The organism is Amycolatopsis sp. VS8301801F10 (genome assembly GCF_046195355.1).
GTDB lineage: Bacteria > Actinomycetota > Actinomycetes > Mycobacteriales > Pseudonocardiaceae > Amycolatopsis.
The window spans coordinates 5538923-5555415 of the sequence record NZ_CP176065.1 but is presented as its reverse complement, the minus strand read 5'-3'; the positions used below and the strand labels follow the sequence as shown (position 1 = coordinate 5555415).

At 71.4% G+C, this 16493-nt stretch carries 14 protein-coding genes; 11 read left to right on the top strand and 3 right to left on the bottom strand.

Annotated elements, in window-relative coordinates:
* Both F9C11_RS26230 and F9C11_RS26225 read right to left on the bottom strand, forming a co-directional pair.
* Complete coding sequence (locus tag F9C11_RS26230) at window positions 1-1326, bottom strand: FtsX-like permease family protein (protein WP_409180012.1); 1326 nt, start codon at window positions 1324-1326, stop codon at window positions 1-3.
* A gap of 79 nt (window positions 1327-1405) precedes the next feature.
* Entirely contained in the window at window positions 1406-2167 is a 762-nt protein-coding gene (locus F9C11_RS26225; RefSeq protein ID WP_409180011.1) for an ABC transporter ATP-binding protein, read from the bottom strand.
* Window positions 2168-2232: 65 nt separating this feature from the next.
* On the opposite strand from F9C11_RS26225, the gene F9C11_RS26220 reads away from it, so the two are divergent.
* From F9C11_RS26220 to F9C11_RS26170, 11 genes are all read left to right on the top strand, one after another.
* Entirely contained in the window at window positions 2233-2784 is a 552-nt protein-coding gene (locus F9C11_RS26220) for a TetR/AcrR family transcriptional regulator (protein WP_409180010.1), read from the top strand.
* A 189-nt stretch (window positions 2785-2973) separates the two neighbouring features.
* Window positions 2974-3999, top strand: coding sequence for a LacI family DNA-binding transcriptional regulator (locus F9C11_RS26215; RefSeq protein WP_409180009.1), 1026 nt, complete (start codon window positions 2974-2976; stop codon window positions 3997-3999).
* Window positions 3996-4949: a carbohydrate ABC transporter permease gene (locus tag F9C11_RS26210; RefSeq protein ID WP_409180008.1), complete on the top strand. Its 954-nt coding sequence runs from the start codon at window positions 3996-3998 to the stop codon at window positions 4947-4949. The genes F9C11_RS26215 and F9C11_RS26210 overlap by 4 nt, the downstream gene beginning before the upstream one ends.
* 3 nt (window positions 4950-4952) lie before the next feature.
* The gene (locus F9C11_RS26205; protein WP_409180007.1) at window positions 4953-5780 is read left to right on the top strand and encodes a carbohydrate ABC transporter permease; all 828 of its coding nucleotides are present in this window, start codon (window positions 4953-4955) and stop codon (window positions 5778-5780) included.
* A 38-nt stretch (window positions 5781-5818) separates the two neighbouring features.
* Window positions 5819-7102 carry an ABC transporter substrate-binding protein gene (locus tag F9C11_RS26200; protein ID WP_409180006.1) on the top strand — a complete coding sequence of 428 codons (1284 nt, stop codon included), beginning with the start codon at window positions 5819-5821 and terminating at the stop codon, window positions 7100-7102.
* A gap of 87 nt (window positions 7103-7189) precedes the next feature.
* Window positions 7190-8350 carry an ADP-ribosylglycohydrolase family protein gene (locus F9C11_RS26195; RefSeq protein ID WP_409180005.1) on the top strand — a complete coding sequence of 387 codons (1161 nt, stop codon included), beginning with the start codon at window positions 7190-7192 and terminating at the stop codon, window positions 8348-8350.
* Window positions 8347-9666: an ADP-ribosylglycohydrolase family protein gene (locus F9C11_RS26190; RefSeq protein WP_409180004.1), complete on the top strand. Its 1320-nt coding sequence runs from the start codon at window positions 8347-8349 to the stop codon at window positions 9664-9666. Before F9C11_RS26195 ends, F9C11_RS26190 begins: the two co-directional genes overlap by 4 nt.
* Window positions 9663-10556 (top strand): ribokinase, encoded by an 894-nt coding sequence (locus tag F9C11_RS26185; protein WP_409180003.1) that lies wholly within the window; start codon window positions 9663-9665, stop codon window positions 10554-10556. Before F9C11_RS26190 ends, F9C11_RS26185 begins: the two co-directional genes overlap by 4 nt.
* Complete coding sequence (locus F9C11_RS26180; protein ID WP_409180002.1) at window positions 10553-12502, top strand: SUMF1/EgtB/PvdO family nonheme iron enzyme; 1950 nt, start codon at window positions 10553-10555, stop codon at window positions 12500-12502. The genes F9C11_RS26185 and F9C11_RS26180 overlap by 4 nt, the downstream gene beginning before the upstream one ends.
* Window positions 12499-13707: a CaiB/BaiF CoA transferase family protein gene (locus F9C11_RS26175; RefSeq protein WP_409180001.1), complete on the top strand. Its 1209-nt coding sequence runs from the start codon at window positions 12499-12501 to the stop codon at window positions 13705-13707. The genes F9C11_RS26180 and F9C11_RS26175 overlap by 4 nt, the downstream gene beginning before the upstream one ends.
* Window positions 13704-14528 (top strand): HpcH/HpaI aldolase/citrate lyase family protein, encoded by an 825-nt coding sequence (locus F9C11_RS26170; protein ID WP_409180000.1) that lies wholly within the window; start codon window positions 13704-13706, stop codon window positions 14526-14528. Before F9C11_RS26175 ends, F9C11_RS26170 begins: the two co-directional genes overlap by 4 nt.
* Here F9C11_RS26170 and F9C11_RS26165 read toward each other — a convergent pair.
* Window positions 14525-16465 carry an MFS transporter gene (locus tag F9C11_RS26165; protein WP_409179999.1) on the bottom strand — a complete coding sequence of 647 codons (1941 nt, stop codon included), beginning with the start codon at window positions 16463-16465 and terminating at the stop codon, window positions 14525-14527. The genes F9C11_RS26170 and F9C11_RS26165 overlap by 4 nt on opposite strands.
* Window positions 16466-16493: the final 28 nt, after the last annotated feature.

Here is a 16493-nt window from a genome sequence, read left to right as displayed (position 1 = left end):
CTACGCGGCCACCGCGGCGGAACGGATCGCCCGCGCGCCGGCCACCGCCGTCACCAGCAGCACCACTCCTCCCCCGAACACGGCGCTCCCCGCGAACGGCCAGACGCTGAACGCCGCCGCTGGGCCGCCGGTTTTGACGATCGAGAACGGCAGCACGCACAGCACCGAACCCGCCACCGCGACCGCGATCGCCAGCAGTGCCGCGGCGGCGGTTTCGCGCAGGAGCATCCCGCGGACCTGCCGGACGGTCGAGCCGATCAGCGACAGCGTCGCGAATTCCGTGCGGCGGTCGCCGATCGCGGCCACCAGGTTGTTGGTCAGCGCGATCGCCATGAACAGCGAGATCAGGACGACCACCAGGTAGTTGATCGACGCCAGCACGTCGGCGGTGCTGCCGGGGACGCTGTGCCGGTTTTCGATGCCCTGCATGGCCAGCGTGCCCGCGGAAACGCCGACCAGCAGCGTCAGGAAGGTGACGATCGGGCGCGCTCGTTCCGGAGCGGCGCGCAGGTTCACGCCCGCCAGATGCGCCTCGGCGTTCTTCGCCCCGCGTGAAAGACGGCTGGTGATCCGGTTGGCCGCGGCGAGCAGTTCCGGGGCCAGAATCGCGAAGCCGATCGAGCACAGCACCACGGCGGGACCGGTCAGCCCGGTCGTCGCGATGGTGTCGGCGGGCAGCGCGAGCACCGAACTCGCCGAACCGAAACCCGCGGCCAGCAAGACGATCGCGGCGATCCGCCGCGGCCGCGCCGACCGGACCCGGCGCGGGCCGGACTCTTCTTCCACCGGGCTGCGCCGGGCCGGCCCGCGGCTGCCGATCCACGCCGCGAGCACTGCGGCCAGCAGCACCACCGCGACGCCGAGCAGCGGCAGCACGATGCCGGGCGCGAAGGAGGTGCTCGGCGCGGTGAGCCCGGTGGACCGCACGCCGGTCAGCAGCAGGAGCCCGAGCAGGTAGCCGAGCCCGAGGCCGGGCAACGCGGCCACGAGGGCGATCGCGAGGGTTTCCGTCGAAACGAGCACGCGGATTTGCCGGGGCGCCGCGCCGATCAACCGCAAGCCGCCGATCTCGCCGGACCGCGCGGCGAGCGTGACGCTGATCGTCGACACCATCGCGAACACGACGATCGCCACTACCCAGCCGCCCAGGATGAGCGGGAACTGGGTGAGGAATCCCCGGTCGGCCGGGGCCGTGCTCTCGGCGAGCCCGGTGCCGAGCAGGGCCGTCATCGCGACCACGAGCGCCATCCCGACGAGCGCGACGAGACCGGTGGCCACTGCGGCGGCGCGGTGGTGGCCGAAGAGCCGCAAGGCGAGTCTCAGCATGTCAATCCCCCTTTGGATGCGTTGCCAGCAAACAGAATCTCGCCAGCCACGATGGTTGCCGCTGGATTTCCGCGCCGGGTCACCGAGCACCCACCGCGTTCGCCGCCCGCTCGGCGGACTCGACCAGCACCGCCATCCGGTTCGCCACCGCCGCCGCGGTCGGCCGCGCAAGCTGGTCGACCACCAGGCCGTCGGCCAGGAACAGCACCGCGTCGGCATAGGACGCGGCCACCGGGTCGTGCGTCACCATCACGGTCGTCTGCCCGCGGTCGGCCAGCTGCCGCAGCAGGCCCAGCACTTCCCGCGCGCTGCGGATGTCCAGCGCGCCAGTCGGTTCGTCGGCGAACACCACCTCCGGACCGGTCACCAGCGCCCGGGCCACGGCCACGCGCTGCTGCTGCCCGCCGGAAAGCTGGCCCGGCCGGTGTCCCCCGCGCTGCGCCAGGCCGACCTGCGCGAGCAACGCCGCGGTGCGCTGCGGGTCCGGTCCGCGACCGTCCAATCGCAACGGAAGCTCGATGTTCTCCTCCGCGGTCAGCGCGGGCAGCAGATTGAACTGCTGGAACACGAAGCCGATCCGTTGCCGCCGCAGTTCGGCCAGCCGCGGTTCCTCCAAAGTGGACAGATCGGTGCCGTCCAGTTCGACGGTGCCTTCCGTCGGCGCGCGCAGGCCGGCCGCGCAGTGCAGCAAGGTCGTTTTCCCGGAGCCCGACGGGCCCATGATCGCGGCGAAGGCGCCGCGCGGGACGTCCAGGTCTACGCCCCGCAGTGCGTCGACCGGGCCGCCTTCCCCTTCGAAGCGGCAGCGCAGCCGCCGGATGCGGATCGCGGGTGCGGTCATCTCGAGTCCTCCCAGAGTGATGAACGGTCGTTTAAAACGAACGTTTACCTGATACGGTAGCACGCGTGGGACACCGCGAGAACCTGATCACTGCCGCCCGGGAATGCCTCCTCAAAGCCGGTTACGCGCGCACTACGGTGCGCGACCTCGTCGCCGCCTCCGGGGCCAACCAGGCGTCGATCAACTACCACTTCGGTTCGAAGGAACAGCTGCTCACGCAGGCGCTGTCCGGCTTGAACGCCGAATGGGGCGAGATGCTGTTCGCCGTCCTCTCCGATCCGGCCGACGAGAACGCCGGGCCGGAGCGGCGCTGGGCGCGGATCATCGAGTCCATTCAGGAGCACCGCGAGCTGTGGTTCGTGAACTTCGAGAGCGTCAGCTACCTCCAGCACGACGAGAAGGTGCGGAAGATCAACGCCGAAGGCCAGCGGCTGGCTCGCGTCGCGCTGGCGCGCGCCTTCGGCGATCTCGGACCGGACGCCGAGCCGAAGGACGTCCACGCGGTCGGCGCGCACTACTACTCGCTGCTGGTCGGGACTGCCCTGCAGTGGCTGACCGATCCGGACCACGCTCCCTCGGCGGCCGACGTCGTACGCGCCGACTGCCGATCCCGCTGAACCGCCGCTAAAACCCGCGCACGTCACGCTGACGTCACAGATCCCCGCGGCCCGCAGCAGCTCCGTTGACACGTCCGCCATCCGGGTGACATGATCCGGGCACCGCTTGGAAACGTTTCCAAACCATCCAGAACGTAGCTTGGAAACGTTTCCAACAGCGGTTTCCGCGATGTCCGACGGGGAGGGACGATGACGTCAACCCGAGCCACGCTGATCCAGGTGGCCGAGCGCGCCGGCGTGTCGCTGGCTTCGACCTCGCGCGCGCTGCACGGGACCGGCGCGAGCAAGGCGATGGTCGAGCGCGTGCGCGCCGCCGCTGCCGAGCTCGGGTACAGCGCGGACGCGATCGGGCGGTCGTTGCGGCTGAAGAAGACGTCGCAGATCGCGTTCGCGGTGGCGGACATCGGCAACCCGGTCTACGTCGAGATCATGCGCGGCATCCACGAAGTCCTCGCCCCGCACGGGTACCGGGTCGTGGTGATGTCCACCGGGGACACCGCGGCGTCGACCGCCGAGCTGATGCGGAGCCTGCACGGCGGGTTCGTCGACGGCATGATCGTGATCCCGCTGCGCACCGACGACGAGCTGATCGAGCAGATCGGCCGCGCCCCGGTTCCGGTCGTGGTGATCGGCCGGGCGATGAGCGACCGCGGGATCAGCTCGGTCTCCACCGATTCCGCGGCCGGGATCGGCGCGGCGGTGCAGCACGTGGTTTCGCTGGGCCGCCGCCGGATCGGATTCCTCAACGGGCCGCTCGACACCACGCCGGGCTCCTCGCGGCAGCGCGGTTTCGACGAGGCAGTGTCCGCGAAGGGCTTCGCCGCGGAGACGGCCGTCGAGGTCGCGGCCGATTTCACCGTCGCGGCGGGGATCGAAGCCGCCCGGAAGCTGCTGGACCGTCCGCAGCGGCCGGACGCGATCGTGGCGGCGAACGACCTGCTTGCCATCGGCGCCATCCGCGCCGCCCGCGAACGGGGGCTGGGCATTCCGCGCGACGTCGCCGTCACCGGGATGGACGACACCGAACTCGGGCAGGTTTTCCTGCCCCGGCTGACCAGCGTGTCCCTCGGCTCGGCCGAGCGCGGGCGCGCCGCCGCCCGCCTGATGCTCGGGCTCGCCGAGGACGCGGACGCCCCGGCGCGGCAGATCTCGGTCGGGACCGAGCTGTTCGTCCGGGAGTCCACTGTGGACCAGAACGTGGAGGACGCGGAATGACCACCGCGATCGAGCCGCGGCGAGCGGCCCCCGCTCCCCCGCCGCGCCCGAAGAAGACCACCCAGGCGCGCACCCGGCGACGCGAGGCGATCGCGCTGGTGATGCCTTCGCTGATCCCGATCCTGGTGCTGTCGGTGGCCCCGCTGGTGATCGGCATCGTGCTGGCCTTCACCGACACCCGGCTGGTGCGGCATCCGGACTTCGGCTTCGCCGGGATCGACAATTTCGTCCGGCTCGGCGGCAACTCGCTGTTCTGGGACTCGCTGCGGATCGGTCTGATTTGGACGGTCGGCGTGACGGTCCTGCAGCTGGCCGCGGCGATGGGTCTCGCACTGCTGCTGAACTCCGGGCTCAAACTGCAGGGCCTCACCAGGGTGCTCGCGCTCATTCCGTGGGCAATGCCGCCGGTAGTCGTCGCGATTATGTGGCAGATGATATATTCGGCCAACGGGGGTCCGCTCAACGCGTTCCTCGGCAGCATCGGCCTGCCGGACGGAATCAACTGGCTCGGCGATTTCACCACCGCATTGCCCGCGGTGATCGTGGTCGGAGTCTGGGTCGGCATGCCGCAGACCACCGTGACGCTTCTGGCTGGCCTGCAACAGATCCCGGCCGAACTGCACGAGGCGGCCGCCGTGGACGGAGCCGGGGCGTGGCGGCGCTTCACCGCGGTGACCTGGCCGAGCATGCGCCCGATCGTCAGTTCCATCACTTCTCTAAATTTTATCTGGAATTTCAATTCGTTTTCGCTCGTTTACGTGCTCACCGCGGGCGGCCCGGGCGGCAAAACGATGGTTCCCGTGCTGTTCGTCTACCTCGAAGCGTTCAAGAACCGCGAAATCGGCTACGCCGCCGCGATGGGGCTGGTCCTCGTCCTCGTCGTCGTCGCGCTCCTCGCGATCTACCTGCGGTCGCAGTTCCGCGGCGACCGCCCGGAAAGGGGGCGGTGATCGATGCGCTGGTCCGTGCGCCCCGCGCAGTACCTGGCTCTCGTGCTGTACCTGTTGTTCCTCGGCTTTCCTTTGCTGTGGCTGATTTCCGCGTCGGTGAAGTCGTCGGCGGAGCTGAACTCGCTGTCGGTCAACCTGATCCCGAGCGAATGGCATTGGGACAACTACGGCGAAGCGCTCTCCCGGCAGGGCCTGCTGCATTCGGCGTTCAACAGCCTGCTGGTCGCGCTGGCCAGCACCGTGCTGGCGATCCTGATCTCGGTGCCCGCGGCCTACGTGCTGGCCCGGCTCAAGGGCAAGCTGCGGATCGCGGGCGTCACCTGGATCCTGGTCAGCCAGGTGTTCCCGGTGGTGCTGGTGATCCTGCCGCTGTTCCTCGTGCTGCGGACGCTCGGCCTCGCCGACAGCCTCGTCGGGCTGACGCTCGTGCACACCACCTACATCCTCCCGTTCGCGCTGTGGATGCTGCAGGGCTACGTCGCGGCGATCCCGGTGGAGCTGGAGGAGGCCGGGGCGATGGACGGCGCGAACCGGTTCACCGTGCTGCGCACCATCGTGTTCCCGCTGCTGGCCCCGGGCGTGGTCGCGACCGCGATGTTCAGCTTCGTGTCGTCGTGGAACGAGTTCTTCTTCGCGCTGGTGCTGCTGCAGACGCCGGAGAACTACACGCTGCCGATCACGCTCACCATGTTCATCGGCGGCGAGGGCAAGGTCGCCCTCGGCCCGCTGGCCGCGGGCGCGGTGCTCGCGGCGATCCCGAGCATCGCCTTCTTCAGCCTCCTGCGGAAGAGACTCACCGGCGGCCTCATGGCCGGGGCGGTGAAGGGATGAGCCCCACCCCATCGGAAACCCCTTCGAAAGGTCGGTCGATGAAGACACGACGCGCGGCAGCCGCCGCCAGCCTCGCCCTCGCCAGCCTGCTCGCCGCCGCGTGCGGCAGCGGCGCGGACAGCGGCGGCGGGGACGGCGGCCCGGTCACCCTCACCTTCCAGTCCCTGTCCGACCAGCCCGCCGCGATCGCCGCCACGAACAAGATCGTCGGGGCGTGGAACCAGGCCCATCCCGACACCCAGGTGAAGGTCGTCCAGGCCGGCTGGGACAGCGCCTACGACAAGCTGATCACCCAGTTCAACGCGGGCACCGCGCCGGACATCGTGCACTACGAGGCCGCCGGGATCGGCCCGTTCGCGACCGACGGCTACCTCGCCGACCTCTCCCCCTATCTGTCCGAGCAGAAGCGCGCGGACATCCCGAAGGGCGTGCTCGACTCGGTGACCGTCGACGGCAAGGTCGTCGCCTACCCGACCGAGCTGCAGTCCTATGTGGTCTTCGCGAACAAGAAGCTGCTGGAGCAGTCCGGCGCGCAGCTCCCGACCGGCGAGACGATGACCTGGGACCAGCTGCGCCAGCTGGCCAAGACCGCCACGAAGGACGGCAAGTACGGCCTCGGCTGGGGCCTGTCGAGCCCGACCGCGACGTTCGTGGCGATGGCCCCTGGCTTCGGCGGCAAGTACTTCGAGGGCACCGGCGACCAGGCGCAGCTCACCGTCGGCCAGGGCGAAATGGCGCTGCCGCAGCTGGTGCACGACATGAACGCGACCGACCACTCGATCCTGCCGGTGACGCTGACGCAGTCCGGCGGCAAGGCGCTCGCGCCGTTCTACGCCGGCCAGGTCGCGATGACCGTGCAGGGCTCGTACCAGGCGGCGAACATCGAGAAGGACGCGCCGAAGGACCTCGACTGGATCGCGCTGCCGCCGATCGCCGGCCCGGCCGGACCGGCGCAGGCGGCGAACCCGCAGACGCTGTCGGTCAACAAGGACTCCAAGCACGTCGAGCAGGCCGCGAAGTTCCTGGAGTACTTCACCAGCACGGAGAACCTCGCCGCGCTCAACGAGGCGGACACGCTCATCCCGGCGAGCAACTCCGCTCGGGAAGCGCTGGGCAAGAAGCTCGGCGCCAAGAAGGGCTGGAGCACCATCCTCGCCTCGGGCAAGTACCTGACCTCGGCGCCGTATCTGTTCGCCGGCAAGTACGCGCAGTGGAAGGACACTGTCGCGACGCCCGCCTACCAGCGTTTCCTGGCGAACCAGATCGACGCGAACACGCTGGCGCAGCAGCTGAAGGACGGCTGGAAGAGCGTCGGCAAGTGACGACCGCGCCGGGGTCCTCCGCGACCCCGGCGCACCACAGGCGCGGGCAGGAACCGCCCGCGCCGGGCAACGAAGGGACGCAAGCCGGTGACCTGGCTGGAGGACCGCGCGGTGGCAGTGATCACCGGCGCGGCAGTGGGGGACGCGCTCGGCGGCGCGACCGAAGGGTGGACGCCCGAGCAGATCGAGGAGCGCCACGGCGGCCGGGTGGCCGGGATCGTTCCGCCGTGGTACCCGAACTGGCGGGACGCGCGCCCGATCGCGCCGTACCACAAGGGCGACGGGCACATCACCGACGACACCTTGATGACCCGCGCGCTCGTGGAGGTCTACGCGAAACGGCGCGCGCATCTCGACGCGTACGCGATGGCCGAGGACCTGGTGCCGCTGATGATCGGCGAACCGCGCTGGGTTCCGGAGCTGGAGTCGACGGCGCTGTTGCTGCAGCGGGTGTTCCTCGCCGAGAAGTGGATTGTCGCGAAGCTGCACTACGGGCACGCGGACCCGCGCGAGGCGGGCGTCGGCAACATCGTGAACTGCGGTGCGGCGATGTACATCGCGCCGGTCGGGGTGGTGAACCCGGGCGATCCGCAGGCCGCGTACGCGGAGGCGATCGACCTGACCGCGCCGCATCAGTCGAGCTACGGCCGGGAAGCCGCCGGGGTGCTGGCCGCTATGGTCGCCGCTTCGGTCGCGCCGGGCGCCTCGATCGGCGACGTCGTGCAGGCCGCGCTCGCGGTGTCGCACGACGGGACTTTGGCTGCGCTGCAGGCGGTGGTCGAAGCCTTCCAGGGGTGGAACGCCGCGCCCAAGACCGACGACGAAGAGCGGGCGCTCGCCCGGAAGATCCGCGAGGTGGTCGCGCCGTTCGATTCGGTCGGGCCGGAGTACCGGCAGATGTCGATGGACGCGCGGCGGCCGTCGCGGACCAAGGCGATCGAGGAGCTGCCTGCCGCGCTGGGCTTCGTGCTGGGCCACCAGGGCGATTACCGCGGCGCGGTGCTGGCCTCGGTGAACTACGGCCGGGACGCGGATTCGATCGCGTCGATGGCGGGTGCGCTCTGCGCCGGGCTCGGCGGCGCGGCCTCGGTCCCGGACGAGTGGATCGACCCGATCGGCGAGGCCAGCAGGATGGATCTGCGCGAGACCGGGCGGCTGCTCGCCTCGGCCGCGGCGGACATCGTCAAGGCCGACCGGGCGCGGGCCCAGGCACGGCTCGCCGCCCTCGACGCGCTGGCCGCGGCATGAGGCTGACCTGGGCTCAACCCGAAGACCTGCTCGCGCACGAGTTCGTCCAGTCCACTGTGGAGGGCAAGGACGTGGCCTCGGTGCGGGAGCGCTGGATCGCCGCAGGCGGCGACCCCGTGCCCGCGGCGAGCGGGGCAGGACCGCGGCCGGCGCCCCCAGCGTTGCGGGCGCTGGCCCGGACGCTGCTGGACGAGCTGGCCGCGCTTCCGGCGGCTCCGGCGCCGGGGGAACCGGACGGCTGGGACGAGATCGTCGCGCTGCTTCCGGCCGCGCCGGTCCTCCCCGAGGTTGCGGCTGATCGCACGCTCGGCGCGTGGACCGGCCGGGCGGCCGGGTGCCTGCTCGGAAAGCCGGTGGAGAAGATCCCGCGCGAGGGCATCGAGGAGATCCTGCGCGCGACCGGACGCTGGCCGCTGGACCGGTGGTTCACCGCGGTCGGGCTGCCGGACGACGTCGCCGCGCGCTGGCCGTGGAACCGCCGGTCGGCGCCGACTTCCCTGGAGGAGAACATCTCCGGGATGCCGGAGGACGACGACCTCAACTACCCGATCCTCGCTCTGACGCTGCTGGAACGGCACGGCCGCGAGTTCGCCACCGACGACGTCGCGCAGCTCTGGCTCGAGCAACTGCCGGCCGGGCGGGTGTTCACCGCCGAGCGCGCCGCGTACCGGAACCTGCTGGACGCGCGCCCGGTGCCGGAGACCGCGACGCACCTCAATCCGTTCCGCGAGTGGATCGGCGCGCTGATCCGGACCGACGTCTTCGGCTGGGTCTCCCCCGGCGACGTCCGCGAAGCCGCGCGACTCGCTTGGGTCGACGCGCGGCTCAGCCACACCCGCAACGGCATTTACGGCGCGATGTGGGCGGCTGCGCTGGCGTCGGCGGCGATGGTGTGCGACTCCGTCCACAGTGTCCTGGACGCGGCGGAAACCGTTCTGCCCCCTAGCAGTCGGCTTGCCTCGGCGGTCCGGTTCGGCCGAGAGGCCGCTGCTTACGAGGACGGGCTGGACCGGTTGCACGCTCGATACGGCGAGCTGCATTGGGTGCACGTGCTCAACAACGCGGCGGTGATCGCGTACGCGCTGGCCCGCGGCGACGGCGACTTCGGGCGGAGCATCTCGCTCGCGGTCACGGCTGGCTGGGACACGGACTCCGCGGCGGCGACGGTCGGCGGCGTGGTCGGTGCGCTGGCGGGCGTGGACGGGATCGGCGAGCAATGGACGAAGCCGCTCGACAACCGGATCGCGACGTCGTTGCCCGGAGGCGAGCAGCGGATCACCGACCTTGCCGCGCGAACGGCCGGGGTGGCGCGGTGACCGGGCGAGTTGTCGTGGTCGGGTCGGCGAACGTCGATCTGGTGGTCGACGTGCCGCGGCAGCCGGGCGGCGGCGAAACCGTGCTGGGCGGCGATCTTCGGCGCAGCCCGGGCGGCAAGGGGGCCAACCAGGCTGTCGCGGCGGCACTCGCGGGCGGGGCGGAGACGACGTTTCTCGGCGCTTTCGGTGCCGACGACGGCGCGGAATTTCTATTGGCATCGTTGAATAAGGCCGGAGTGCGCACCGATCTGGTGTCGCGAGTGGACAGTGCGACCGGGACCGCGTTCATCATGGTGTCGCCGGACGGCGAGAACTCCATTGTGGTCGCTCCCGGGGCCAACTCGCGGCTCTCCCTCGGGGAGGCGCAGCTGGAGCGGATCGCCGCGGCGGACGTCGTGCTCGCGCAGCTGGAGATTCCGCTCGAGGCCGTGGCCGCTGCGGCTGCGGCCCGGCGGTCTGGTGCGCGGATGGTGCTCAACGCCGCGCCGTCCCGGCCGCTGCCGGAGCTCGATCTGGACGTGCTGATCGTCAACGAGCACGAAGCCGCCGACCTGGCCGGGGTCTCCGCGGCACCGGAGGAATTGGCTCGGATTCTGCGGCAGCGCGCGCCCTCGGTGGTGATCACGCTCGGGGCGGCCGGGTGCGTCGTCGCTGAGCGGGAAATCGTGCAGCTGCCCGGTTTTCCGGTGTCCCCGGTGGACACCACGGGCGCTGGAGACACGTTCTGCGGCGTGCTCGCGGCAGCGCTCGCCGAGGGTCGTCCGCTCCGCGAAGCCGCCGAACGCGCCGGGGCCGCCGCTGCGCTCGCGGTCACCCGGCCCGGCGCGCAGTCCGCCGTGCCGACCGTCGCAGAGGTGATCGAGTTCGCTGCCGGAGGAAAAGCCCGATGACGTACGTGTTCGACCCGCTCGTCCCGCGCCCGATCGACCGGCCGACCGAGGTCCCGCTCGGCGCGCCGCTCTCCCCTGAACAGCTCGCGGCACTGGACGAGGCCAAGATTTTCGTCGGCCCGGCGGACCCCGCTGACCGCGAGGAATGGCGGGCGCGGCTGCGGCAATGGCGTGCCGACGCGCACCGGCGGCACAGGTACCACGGCCGCGCCTACGACCGGCCGGAAGCCGCGTGGGCCGCCGGATGCCACACGGTCGCGCAGGTCTGGCTGTGGGACGAGTTGCTGTATTCGTTCGAGGAGCGCCGGTTCACGCCGGAGCGCTTCCTCGCCGACGCGCACCAGCGGTTCGGCGGCCTCGACGCGGTCGTGCTGTGGCACGCGTACCCGGTGATCGGCCTCGACGACCGCAACCAGTGGGATTTCTACCGCGACGTGCCCGGTCTCCGCGAGCTGGTCGATACGTTCCATTCGGCGGGCGTGCGGGTGTTCGTGGACTACAACCCGTGGGACGTCGGGACCCGCCGGGGCAAGGACGACGCCGCCGAATTGTCGGCCGTGCTGGCCGATTTCGGCGCGGACGGCGTCTTCCTGGACACGCTGAAGAAGGCCGATCCGGCGCTGGTCGAACAGCTCGAACGCGCGCGGCCCGGGGTCGTGCTGGAGGGCGAGTCGAAGCTGCCGGTCGAGCGGATCGAGGACCATTCGGCGTCGTGGGCGCAGTTCTTCGCCGATTCGCCGGTGCCGGGCGTGCTGCGTTCGCACTGGTACGAGCGGCGGCACATGCAGCACCACGTGCGGCGGTGGCACCGCGACCACACCGAGGAACTGCAGTCGGCGTGGCTGAACGGCGTCGGCGTGATGGTGTGGGAAGTCGTGTTCGGCGTGTGGGTCGGCTGGTCGCGGCGGGACGCGGCGACGGTGCGGCGGATGGTGACGGTGCAACGTGCGGCGGGCGACCTGCTGCGCGAAGGCGAGTGGACGCCGTTGGCCCCGCTGACGCCGGAAGCCGAGGCGGCCGGGGTCTACGCGTCGCGCTGGGAACTCGGCGACTGGACACTGTGGACAGTCGTCAACCGCGGCGACTCGGATTATCTCGGGCCGGTCGTCGAGGGGCCGGTGCTCGATCTGTTCACCGACGGACGGGTGCCCGCGCGCGGGATTTCGGCGTTGCTCCGGGTCGCCGACGGGGCGGAGGAGCCGTCGTGGCTGTCGCGGGTGGCGACCCTGCCGCACGATCCGGACGCGCGGTTCCCGCATCGGCTCGCCGTGCGGGTGGAACCGCAGCCGTCGAGCGGCATGCCGGACGCTGATGCGATCGTGGTGCCCGCCGGGCCGTATGTGCTGACGGTGCGGTACCGCGGCCGCGAGACCGGGATGTACCAGGGCGCGCCGTATGTGGACGAGTGGAAGCCGCTGCCGCCTCGGCTGCACGACGCCCGGACGCTGCAGCGGGACGGTTCGCTGGCGTCGCCGGTCGCGGTCGCCGCCACCGAGGTGACCAACGGCGAGTTCGCGGAATTCCTTGCCGCTACTGGATACCAGCCGGTCGTGCCGCATCGGTTCCTCGCGCACTGGGTCGACGGCCGGCCGCTTGCCGAGGACGAGCCGGTGACCTTTGTGGACCTCGACGACGCCCGGGCGTACTGCGCGTGGCGGGGCGGCCGGCTGCCGACCGAGGACGAATGGCAGCTCGCCGGGGAAACCGGCGGCCTGCGGCGCGGCGCGCCCGCGGTGTGGAACTGGACCGAAAGCGAACATTCCGACGGGAGGACCCGGTTCGTGATGCTCAAGGGCGGCAGCGATTACCGCGCCGAGGGTTCCGAGTGGTACGTCGAAGGCGGCCGACACGCGCCGGACTACAGCGTGAAGCTGCTGCTGCCGGGGCTGGGCTTGGCGCGCGGCGCGACTGTCGGATTCCGCTGTGCGTGGGACGTGCCGCGATGACCGTGTCGAGGGATGCTTCGGCCGGGGCGCTGGCCGGGTTGCGGGTGGTGGACGCGTCGACGTTGTTCGCCGGGCCGATGGCCGCGATGCACCTCGGCGACATGGGCGCCGAGGTCGTCAAGGTCGAGCACCCGGCGCGGCCGGACCCGGCGCGCACGCACGGGGTGGCCAAAGGCGACGTCAACCTGTGGTGGAAGACGCTGGGGCGCAACAAGCGCACCGTCACGGCGAACCTGAGCAGCGACGGCGGGCGCGAGGTGTTCCTGGCCCTCGCCGAGACCGCGGACGTGGTGATCGAGAACTTCCGGCCGGGCACGCTCGAACGCTGGGGCCTCGGGTACGAGGAGCTGTCCGCGCGCAACCCGGGGCTGGTGCTCGCGCGGGTGACCGGATTCGGCCAGTTCGGGCCGTACTCCCCGCGCCCCGGCTTCGGCACGCTCGCCGAGGCGATGAGCGGATTCGCCGCGGCCACCGGCGAACCGGACGGACCGCCGACGCTGCCGCCGTTCGGGCTCGCCGACGGAGTCGCGTCGCTGGCCACCGCGTACGCGATCATGGTCGCGCTCGCCGGGCGAGCCGCCCGCGGCCGCGGCCAGGTCGTGGACGTCGCGATCATCGAGCCGATTCTCGCCATGCTCGGCCCGCAGATCACGCGCTGGGACCAGCTCGGCACGGTCCAGCCGCGCACCGGCAACCGCTCCACGAACAACGCGCCGCGCAACACCTACCGCACGAGCGACGGGCAGTGGGTGGCGGTGTCGACGTCGGCGCAGTCCATCGCGGAACGCGTGGTGCGCCTGGTGGGCCGCCCGGAACTGGCCGACGAACCGTGGTTCGCCACCGGCGCGGACCGGGCGGCGCACGCGGACGAACTGGACGAGGCCGTCGGCGGCTGGATCGCGCGGCACACGCGCGACGAGGTCGTGGCCGCGTTCGAGGAAGCGCAGGCCGCGGTCGCGCCGATCTACGACGCGGCCGACATCGTGGCCGACCCGCAGTTCCGCGCGCTGGGCACGATCCACGAGATCGAGGACCCGGAACTGGGCACGACGTTGATGCAAGGGCCGCTGTTCCGGTTGTCGGACAACGACGGCGTCATCGGCTTCACCGGCCGTCCGCACGGCGCGGACACCGACGAGGTGCTCGGCTCGCTCGGCTTCAGCGCGTCGCGGATCGCCGAACTGCGTGCGGAGGGAGCGGTATGACGCCCGCACTGACCCTGCTCTACGTCCCGGCCGACCGACCCGACCGCGTCGCCAAAGCGCTCGCCTCGGACGCCGACGTCGTGCTGGTCGACCTCGAAGACGCCGTCGCGCCCGCGCAGAAGGACATCGCACGCGACAACGCGGTCCGGCTCTTGGCCGACGTCCCCGCTTCGCGACCGGTGCAAGTGCGGATCAACCACCCGGACACGCCGTGGCACGCGGCGGACGTGGCCGCGGTCGCCGGGCTGCCGGTGTGGGTGGGCGCGCGGCTGCCGAAGGTCGAGAGCCCGGTGGACGTCCGGGCGCACGCCGATGCCTTGCCGGAGCGGGAATTGCACCCGCTGATCGAGTCGGCGCTCGGGGTGGAACGGGCGCTGGAGATCGCGCTCGCCTCCCCGCGGACCGCGTCGCTCGGGCTGGGCGAGGCGGATCTGCGGTCCGACCTGCGGCTGGCCGACGAAGCCGGGCTCACCTGGGCCCGCAGCCGGATCGTGAACGCCGCCCGCGCCGCGCGGCTGCCCCCGCCCGCGATGTCGGTGTACGCGAACGTCCGCGACCTCGACGGGCTGGCGGAAAGCTGCCGGGCCGGGCGGGCGCTCGGATTCCGCGGCCGGACGGCGATCCATCCGGCGCAGCTGCCGACGATCCGCGCGGCTTTCCTGCCGACGGCCGAGGAAGTCGCCAGGGCCCGGGAGGTGCTGTCCAGAATGGACGGTGCCACCCAGGCCGGGGTCGGCGCGATCGCCCTCGCCGACGGGACGTTCCTCGACGTCGCGATGCGGGACCAGGCCTTGGCGGTGCTGGCGCTCGTCTCCGACTAGGACTTGTCCGCGGAAACCAGCCGCAGCAACGGGTCGAAGCGGGCCGGGCCCTCGGCGGTCAGCTGCACCGGCTCCGCGACCGGCTGGTATCCGGTCACGACGACGGTGTACTCGCCGGGGAACAGGTCGTCCACGGTGTAGTGGCCCGCCTCGTCCGTGACGGTCACCCGCTGGACCTGGCCCTCGGCGTCCAGCACCGCGACCTGAGCGCCGGGGAACGGGCCCCGGACCGCGTGCACGGTGCCGGTGAGCCGGACCGAGCGCGCCAGTTCGACGTCCTCGCGCACCGGTTCGGCTCCTACCTGGACATGGCGGGCCACCGGTTCCCGGCCGGGCGCCTGGACCAGCAGCAGATACGAGCCCGCCGGGGCGTCGAGGGCGAACGCGTGGTCCGCGCCGGCGGTGGTGCGGCGTACTTCGTGAGTCTCCAGGGAGGTCAACGACACTGCGGCCGTTTCGTCGGCCGCGAGACCGCTGACCGCGCCGGAAACCGCAGCGGGTCGCGTGGTGCGGCGGCTGGCGCGCGTCCGGGACAGCAGGATGTCGGCGATCCCGAACAGCAACGCGAGCACGACCAGCGCGGTCGAGCCGATCAGCCCGAGCGCGGTCGCGGAGTGGTAATCCCCGTGCGAACGCCCGAGTTCGCCGAAGAACAGCGACCCGCCGAGCGCGGTGCCGACCGCCGAACCGATCCGCTGGCCGGTCTGCAGCACTCCGGCCGCGGTGCCGCCTTCCGCGGGCGGGACCTCCTCCAGGGCGAGCGTCGAGTTCGGCGAGATCACCAGCCCGCTGCCGAAGCCGCCCACGAACAACGGCCCGGCCAGCACGAACGCGGTGTTCGCGCCGGAGTAGTCGCGGACGAGCCACGCGGTCGCGGCGAGCCCGACCGCCACGAGCAACGTCCCGAGCACGACCATCGGCCTGCCGAACCGGTGCACGAGCCGCCCGCCGATGGCCGGCGAGATCGCCGAGCCGATCGCGAACGCGAGCATCGCCGCGCCGGCCTGCAGCGCGGTGTAGCCGAGGCCCTGCTGGAAGAACAGCGTCAGGACCAGGAAAATCCCGGTGAACCCGGCGAAATAGACCATGCCGAGCGCGGAACCCATCGAGTAGCTGCGGACGGTCAGCAGCTTCAGGTTCACCAGCGGATGCTTGCCGCGGCTGCCGAGCCAGCGCTCCCACAGCACGAACAGCACGAGCAACCCGGCCGCGACGCCCATCAGCCACCAGCGCGGCGCGGCGGCCTGTTCCTCTTCCTCGATCAGCGGCAGCATCACCAGCACGACCGCCACGCCGAGCAACAAGCTGCCGACCAGGTCCGGCGTCCGCTTCCGGCCGCTGCGCGCGTCCTTCGGCAGCAGACGCAGCCCGAACAGGATCGCGACGATGCCGATCGGCAGGTTGACGTAGAACACCCACCGCCAGCCCTCGTCGACGCCGATGCCCTGGATCAGCAGCCCGCCCAGCACCGGCCCGATCGCGGTGGACAGCCCGACCGTCGCCCCGAACGCGCCGAACGCCTTGCCCCGCTCGCGGCCGGAGAACAGCTGCTGCATCAGGCCGATGATCTGCGGATTCAGCAACCCGCCCGCGACGCCCTGCCCCAGCCGCGCGACGACGAGCCACGTCGCGTTCGGCGCGGCACCGCACAGCACGCTGGTCGCGACGAACAACGCCAGCCCGAGCAGGAACATCCGGCGGCGCCCGTAGTCGTCGCCGAGCCGTCCCGAGGGCACCAGCGCGAGCCCGAAGGTGAGCGCGTACCCGGAGACGACCCACGAGACGTCCGCGGGCGTCGCGCCGATCCCGTGCTCCATCGAAGGCAGCGCGACGTTGACGATGCTGACGTCGAGCAGCGTCATGAACCCCGCGATCAGGCACACCCACAAGGCGCGCCAGCGCTGCGGATCGGGCTCGGGGGAAGGAGAAGCGTGCACGGACCGTCCTGATTCGAGACCGGTAAGA

Bases quoted from the DNA above. Each gene is read 5' to 3' on its own strand.
- F9C11_RS26210 (WP_409180008.1), top strand. From the start codon at position 3,996: ATGACCACCGCGATCGAGCCGCGGCGAGCGGCCCCCGCTCCCCCGCCG.
- F9C11_RS26215 (WP_409180009.1), top strand. From the start codon at position 2,974: ATGACGTCAACCCGAGCCACGCTGATCCAGGTGGCCGAGCGCGCCGGC.
- F9C11_RS26205 (WP_409180007.1), top strand. From the start codon at position 4,953: ATGCGCTGGTCCGTGCGCCCCGCGCAGTACCTGGCTCTCGTGCTGTAC.
- F9C11_RS26200 (WP_409180006.1), top strand. From the start codon at position 5,819: ATGAAGACACGACGCGCGGCAGCCGCCGCCAGCCTCGCCCTCGCCAGC.
- F9C11_RS26170 (WP_409180000.1), top strand. From the start codon at position 13,704: ATGACGCCCGCACTGACCCTGCTCTACGTCCCGGCCGACCGACCCGAC.
- F9C11_RS26180 (WP_409180002.1), top strand. From the start codon at position 10,553: ATGACGTACGTGTTCGACCCGCTCGTCCCGCGCCCGATCGACCGGCCG.
- F9C11_RS26190 (WP_409180004.1), top strand. From the start codon at position 8,347: ATGAGGCTGACCTGGGCTCAACCCGAAGACCTGCTCGCGCACGAGTTC.
- F9C11_RS26225 (WP_409180011.1), bottom strand. From the start codon at position 2,167: ATGACCGCACCCGCGATCCGCATCCGGCGGCTGCGCTGCCGCTTCGAA.
- F9C11_RS26230 (WP_409180012.1), bottom strand. From the start codon at position 1,326: ATGCTGAGACTCGCCTTGCGGCTCTTCGGCCACCACCGCGCCGCCGCA.
- F9C11_RS26175 (WP_409180001.1), top strand. From the start codon at position 12,499: ATGACCGTGTCGAGGGATGCTTCGGCCGGGGCGCTGGCCGGGTTGCGG.